Origin of the sequence: Chitinophaga sp. (assembly GCF_036569125.1) — a bacterium.
Lineage (GTDB): Bacteria > Bacteroidota > Bacteroidia > Chitinophagales > Chitinophagaceae > Chitinophaga.
Map to the genome: position 1 here is coordinate 1 of NZ_DATCRF010000327.1, position 7,183 is coordinate 7,183.

The 7,183-nt window shown below is 47.7% G+C and carries 5 protein-coding genes; all 5 read right to left on the reverse strand.

Annotation, left to right across the window (positions count from 1 at the left end; genetic code table 11):
- On the reverse strand, nt 1-1,193 hold a 1,193-nt coding region (locus VIM87_RS12150), incomplete at its 3' end, for a RagB/SusD family nutrient uptake outer membrane protein (protein ID WP_331997251.1).
- A gap of 32 nt (nt 1,194-1,225) precedes the next feature.
- Nucleotides 1,226-4,621, reverse strand: a complete 3,396-nt coding sequence (locus VIM87_RS12155; RefSeq protein WP_331997252.1) for a TonB-dependent receptor — start codon at nt 4,619-4,621, stop codon at nt 1,226-1,228.
- Between the two features lie 181 nt (nt 4,622-4,802).
- Entirely contained in the window at nt 4,803-5,888 is a 1,086-nt protein-coding gene (locus VIM87_RS12160; RefSeq protein WP_331997253.1) for a FecR family protein, read from the reverse strand.
- 60 nt (nt 5,889-5,948) lie between these two features.
- A complete protein-coding gene (locus tag VIM87_RS12165) occupies nt 5,949-6,545 on the reverse strand; it encodes an RNA polymerase sigma-70 factor (RefSeq protein WP_331997254.1) in 597 nt (198 codons plus the stop codon).
- Between the two features lie 194 nt (nt 6,546-6,739).
- Nucleotides 6,740-7,183 (reverse strand): Fic family protein (locus VIM87_RS12170; RefSeq protein WP_331997255.1); only part of this gene is annotated, 444 nt, incomplete at its 5' end.

Below are 7,183 nucleotides of genomic sequence, written 5' to 3' on the forward strand. Positions count from 1 at the left end.
GCACGGTGGCGTACCTGGTTCAGATAGGTAAATGCTTCTCCGCCGGCAACGTATGCTGCTTCGTTCAAACATTCTGCATACATCAGGATCACATCTGCATAACGGATGATGGGAATATTGTTGCCATTATCATTTATAACGGTTGGAACATCATAATACTTTTTAACAAAGTTGCCCGGAATGGTAGCGCCACTGGCATTCACGTAGGAAGTGGCGATGGTGGCGGCTTTCCGCTGATCGCCGGCTTCATAGTCGTTTACCAGGTCGTCTGTAGGTACATTATTTCCGCCGCCGCCAAACTGGATCACTGCATTCCCTGAGTTTTGCGGTGCAAATGAATTGGGCCAGGGGTTTCCCTGTCCTATGCCGCCGGATTTATATTGCACATCAAAGATGGCTTCTTTATTGTTTTTGTTATTCACTTTAAAGAAATCGGCATACACCGGCACCAGCTCATACTGATGCAGGTCGATCACGGCTTTCAGCTGCGCGGCAGCCGGCGCATATTTCTTTTGCGTGAGCAATACGCGGCCAAGCATAGCTTTGGCAGCGCCCTGTGTAGCCCGGCCAACATCTGCACCGGTATAGGAAACCGGCAGCGCCTCTGCAGCTTCTGTGAGGTCCTTTTCTATTTGTGCATATACATCGGCCTTCGGGTTCCTGCCATATTCATAACCTTCATCCGGGTTAATGATCTCTTTTAATACCAGGGGCACATCTCCAAATGTGCGCACCAGGTTAAAATAAAAGAGGGCGCGGAGGAACTTGGCTTCCCCAATATACCGGGCTTTCAGCGCATTGTCCATTGTAATAGGATCAATACGCCCCAGGATGGCGTTGCAGCGGCCTATTGCCGTGTAGCTGTTGCTCCAGCGGTTATTGATAAACGGGTTGGTGGTGCGGATATAGAAGCGGTCAAATTCGTCCTGGTCCGTTACGGAACCGGAAGCTACCGGCGTGGAGTTATCGGACCTGATCTCTCCAAAAATGTAACTGTCCGCACCATAAGTGCCACCTGTTCTGAGTGCGTTATAGGCACCGTTGACTGCGTTTGTAAAATCTTCCGCCGTCCGGTAAAAATTGTCGGTAGTTACGGAGGATATGGGCTTCAGGTCTATAAAACCTTTGCCACAGGACGACAACAGCAGCACAACCAATGCTGTTTTGTATATAGTGTGATGATTGAATTTCATGAGATGTCAATTTTTATAGTTTAACCTGAACACTAGAACCCGATGTTGATCCCGAAAGTCACTGTTCTTGCCAGTGGATAGCTGCCATAATCAACGCCCCCGGTAAGCGGCCCTTCATAATTACTTACTTCCGGGTTGTAGTTCAGGTATTTTGACCAGGTATAAAGGTTCTGTACGGAAGCGTATATACGTACCTGTTGCAGCTTAAGACGGTCTATAACCACCTTTGGCAACCGGTACCCCAGGCTTACATTCTGAATACGCAGGTAAGAGCCATCCTCTACCCAGCGGGAAGAAACGGCATTGTTATTACCGGTTGTACGCGCATTGGCCCTTGGCACTTTGCCATTGCCGGGATCTTCCGGGGAACGCCAGCGGTCCAGTGCCAGGGTCAGGTTGTTGCCTCCGCCTTCCAGGTTATCAAAAAAGCGGCGGCTCAGGTTAAGGATCTGTCCTCCCTGCGTGCCCTGTATTGCAACGCTGAGATCAATGTTCTTATAGGAGAAAGTGTTGGTCATGCCATAAATGAAATCAGGCTGGTTATTACCAATGATGGTTCTGTCCCTGGCATCCAGGATGCCGTCGCCGTTCACATCTTCATACTTCACATCACCCGGCCGTGTAGTGTTATCATGCGGATTGGTATGCAGGTCAGCAGCATCCTTAAATATGCCCAGCTGTTTATAGCCGAAAAAGCTGCCAATAGGCTCCCCTATCATGGTAACATTTGTTTCACCCACACCGCTGCCGCTCAGAATGCGGTCGCCGGTGGGTCCCAGCGCCAGTACTTTGTTCCGGTTAAAGGAAAGGTTGGCGCTTGTATTCCAGATAAAAGGCCCGGTAAGGTTATAACTGCTCACACCAAACTCGAAACCTTTGTTACTCATCTTCCCAATGTTCTTAAAGGCAGTACTAAAGCCGGTGAGCGTGGGCACATTTACGGACAATAACAGGTCTTTGGTGATACGGTCGTAATAATCAACACTAAGACTGATCCTGTTCTGCAACAGGCCAATGTCCACACCCAGATCCAGCTGCTGGTTACGTTCCCAGCTCAGGGCGGGATTGCCCAGCGAGCTTACAGCAAGGCCGGTAACCACGTTGTTGTAAAAGCTATAGTTGGTACCACCTACGCCTGCTGCGTAGGGATAAAAGTTATTGTTGCCAAATGAATTGTTACCGGAAAGGCCATAACTAACGCGCAGTTTCAGCTCAGACAGTACCGGCAGGTTTTTCATGAAGGGTTCTTCTGTTACCCTCCACCCGGCGGAAACAGCGGGAAAAGTGCCAAACCTGTTATCAGGCCCGAACATAGAAGATCCATCACGGCGAACCGATACTTTTAACAGGTATTTACCTTTATAGTTATAATCTACCCTGGCAAAGTAAGAAACCGTAGCATTTTCTAATTTCTGGGAGGTTACAGATGTTGGCTGCCCTGCGGCGTTGAGCGTTTGCACAATATCGTTGGCAAAGGTGCCGCCGCCTGCATTGGATGACTGGTATTGGAGCTTATTGGATTCTGTACCGGCCAGCACTTCCAGGTTGTGCACATCGTTAAAGGATACATTGTAGGTTAATACCTGGTTCACCAGCCAGCTAACCCCTTGTTCTGAAAATGCGCTTCCTGTTGCAGCGGTAGGCGGCAACAACTGGTTCAGCGGCATTTTTGAAGTGGTAAAGGCATTTCTCCTGTTTTGATAAATATTGGCATTACCGGAAACCCTGTATTTCAGGTTTGGAAGAAATGCGTATTCCGCATATGCATTAGACAGCAGGTTGATCTCGTTAAAATCACTGTTGTATTCTGTGATATTGGCAACAGGGTTGGTGATGCCCGGCAGGTTGTAAGGAGCGGCCAGCGCCGTCATGGAAGAATAGCTGCCGTTTGCCGCATAGATAGGCGCCATAGGCATGGTATTGAGCGCAGCATTGATAATACCATTGTCGGCCCAGTGCCCGTCGGATTTTACTTCCTGTGTTGTTTTATAGGATGGATTGATGTTAACCCCGATGGTGAGCTTTGGCGCAGCTTTAATATCTACGTTTGCCCGCAGGGTATAACGGTCCATGGCTGATTTTTTGATAATGCCATCCTGTGAAAGATAACCTGCGCTTACGGTGTACTGCACATTTTCAGAGCCGCCCATCACAGAGAACTGGTAATTGCTGATAGGTGCGGTGCGGAAAATAAGGTCCTGGTATTTGTAATCCGGTAGTGCGGCCACTTTTGCCGGATCATCAAAATTAAACCAGTCAAAAAGATCACCGCGGGGATAGCGGTAACGCAGGTAATTGGAAGGCCTTGCGCTGTTGGGATCTGATATTTGCGCGCCGGGTACATTGTCCAGGTAAGCGTTGTTTGCCGCGTCTTTGGCAAATGCTGCGTACTCCTGTGAGCTCAGCACATCCAGCTTTTTAGTCACCTGCTGAAACCCCGTGTATACATTCAGGTTCATGCGCGGTTTACCAATGCGGCCTCTTTTCGTTGTTACAAGGATCACGCCGTTGGAGCCACGGGAGCCATAGATAGCCGCAGAAGATGCATCTTTCAGCACATCTATCTTATCAATCTCTTCTGCATCCAGCAAGCCGAAAACAGATGCCGGAACAATGTTGCCATCCACTACTATCAAAGGGCTTGTTCCTGCCGAAATAGAGCCAAAGCCCCTTACCTTAATGGCAGGTGTTCTGCCGGGGCTTCCGGAATTCTGCTGCACCACTACGCCAGCTATTTTACCCTGCAGGGCAGAGGCGACGTTCGACACCGGCATATCGCTGATCTCCTTCATGGGAACAGAGGCAATGGCGCCGGTAACATCCCGTTTCTTTTGCGTACCATAACCTACCACCACCATTTCGGTGAGGTTGCTGGAAGTTGCTACCAGCCTTACATTGAGCGTTGTTTTACCTGCCAGCGGCAGTTCCTGTGGCGCAAAGCCGATGTAGGTAAATAATAAGGTATCATTGGCAGAGGGAACATTCAGCGTGAAGCGGCCTTCCGCATTCGTAGCAGCGCCAAGGGAGGTTCCTTTTACAGTAATGCTTACGCCGGGCAGCGGCTGGTTCTGATCATCAGTTACCAGGCCGGTAACTGTAAGCCTGGCCTGGCTTGCGGCTGTTCCGTCGTTTCCCGGGGAAATAACAATCAGGTTATTTCCCATGTCCCGGTAGCGTAGGCCGGAGTTTTCCAATAGCTTATTGAGCGCATCGGAAATCTTTGCATTCTTCACGGAGAAATCCACTTTCTTCGTTAGCAGATTAAGGTCATAATTATATATAAACCTGACTTTGGCCTTTTTCTCGATCACATTCAGGATGGTGCGCAGCTCAACCTGTTCAAAGCTGGCTGTTATGGTCTGGCTGAAAACTTTTGCTGCATTGACCTGTGAAGCGGTAAGGAAAATAATTAACAAAGAAAGCTTCATACATAGAAGGAATTTAAGCAGGCGTGGCATCATAACTCCCCTGGCGGGAGGTACGTTTTTTTTCATAACTTTAGATTTATGGTTTAAGAAGAAAGAAACCCGTTGATTTTGCCGATCGGAGGTTTCTGGAACATTAGACTTTATCGGGGAATGTTGCTGCATTTCCCGATTTTTTTTGCTGTTACCGGTAGATGTTTACCTCATTATTGTTGATTTTAAAGGTGAAAGGCAGCGATAGCTGCAATGCTGACAGTACTTCGGTGATCGTTTCGTTTTCAAATTTTGCGTGAAATCTGTACCTGGCCACTGCCGGGTCGTGAATAGTTATTTTTACATTGTACCATCTTTCCATTTCGGCTGCGATCTCCGGGAAATCCTCTCCGTCAAAAACGAGCTTATTATACACCCAGGCCGTTTCTACCATGGCGGTATCTGCAGCGCTTTCTTTAAGATGTTTTACGATCATATTATCCGGAACAGCTGAGATGGAAGCCGGGCTGGTGTTGGCATCAACGCTCTCCGGCGCCCTGCTCACCACTAATTTTTCGTGCGGGTGCAGCAGCAGCGCTTCCTGCGGACCATCGCCGGTTTTTGATACCTGCACCAATCCCCTTACCAGGGTGGCTTCTGTTTTATTATCTTCCGGGTAACACTTTACATTAAAAGCGGTACCCAACACTTTTATAATAATGTCGCGGGTATGAACCATAAAGGGATGCCCGGAATTTTTAGCTACATCAAAATAGGCTTCTCCTTCCAGCTCCACTTCCCGCAGGGAATCCGTAAAATTGGCTGGATAGCTGATGCGGCTTCCCGAATTAAGCCATACAACGCTTCCATCCGGCAGTAATAATCTTGATTTGGCGCCGGGTTTGGCGATGGTTTCTATACGGGAAACCAGGGGTACAGCAGGTTGGCTCCGGAACTGTTTTACATATAACCAGGCGAAAAAGATCAGCCCTGCAAGAACAGCGGCTGTAGTAAGGAGGATGCGCAGGTAATGCGGCCGGCTTTTGTATACAGGCGCCGTATCTTCTTCCGTTCTGCCGGCTGCGGCATCCAGTATATGACGGAAATGCGCTTCGGAAGCGGCATCTTCACCGGCCATAGCCGGAATGGGTGTAGGCCAGTAATCCGTTAAGATAGAAAGCAGATAGGCATCCTCCGGATACTCCTTTAAAAGGGCATCCAGCTCCTTTATTTCTTCGGGAGACGCTTCCCCGGATAATTTTCTGGCAATGAGCTGTGTGATCCGTTCTTTATGCATTGAGCCGTGGTTAATGATAAAGACAGGGAAATGGAGAGATGACCTTAAGGCGCTAACAAATTATTTTTTGATGGTCTTTTTTGGGAAAGCAGTGAAGTGCGCCTGTACTTTTTCAGAAATGCGTTTAACGGCAATCACCATCTGGGCATCTACCGTATTTACAGTGAGGTTCAGGATCTCGGCTACATCCTTGTAGCGGAGGCCGTCTTCACGCACCAGCTTAAAGATCATCTTACACCTGGGCGGCAGGGATTCTACCGCGGATGTGATCTTTCCCAGCAATTCGGCGCTGATCATTTTTTCGTCCGGCGCGGGGTCGCGGCTTAGCGCTATATCAAAATGATTGAAGGGTTCTGTGATCTGCCGGTGGGCTTTGGAAGAAAGGTAATTAAGGGCGCTGTTCTTTACCGCTACATAAAGGTAAACGCGGATATTGGCAATGGAGGCGGCCTTTTCCCTTTGTTTCCATAACTTAACAAATACGTCGTCCACTATTTCCGTGGCTGCTTCCCTGATCTTCACAATGGAATAGGCAAACTGGTTGAGGCGGGGGCTGTAATACTGGAACAAGCGGCGGAACGCCTGTTCATCCCCATTCCCGATACGCTGAAGCTCTACAAGCGGCTCCTCGCTTATATGATGTGCATTATTTTGCAAACAACCGATTATTGTAATTTTGATTGACAAGCGTAAAGCCGCTGTCCTTCCCCCTGAAAACCGGCGCAACGTTAATGTTAGCTAAACCGGTGAATTTATTCAAATCTCAAAGTACACATTTTTTCTATGTTTGTGACTGGGTGGGGTAAAAAATTCGTTTGTGGGGGATGGTGGTTTTTTACATTTAGATATTCTTATTGACAGCTTCTTATAAATGCTAATTTCATTTCCAAGCTCTCAATTAACCTGTCTGCCAGGAAGTCAAGCATTAGGCTAATATCTGAATCAGATCTTTCAAACCGTTTTAGATATTCAATTTTATCTACGTCTGTAATAAAAATGGGCGGGAAACCTTGTTTTAGCAGGATTAGATTAGTAAAAAGCCTTCCTATCCGGCCATTCCCATCACTAAATGGATGTATGCTGTTTAAAAATCTTTGGTGAAAACGTGTTGCGATTGTTAAGGGATGTTTGTCAATATTATGTATATCTATGCTCGCCAACTGGGTATTAGTATCCTGAACCAACACTCTCATTGCATCCGGCACTTCAGCAGGCAATAGATATGTATGTATTTTTCCGTTACTTCTAACGGTCATATTCTCAAAAGCTTTATATTGGCCCGGGCTATAGAGTCC

Coding starts and splice junctions, on each gene's coding strand:
- VIM87_RS12155 (WP_331997252.1), bottom strand. CDS start 4,621: ATGAAGCTTTCTTTGTTAATTATTTTCCTTACCGCTTCACAGGTCAAT.
- VIM87_RS12160 (WP_331997253.1), bottom strand. CDS start 5,888: ATGCATAAAGAACGGATCACACAGCTCATTGCCAGAAAATTATCCGGG.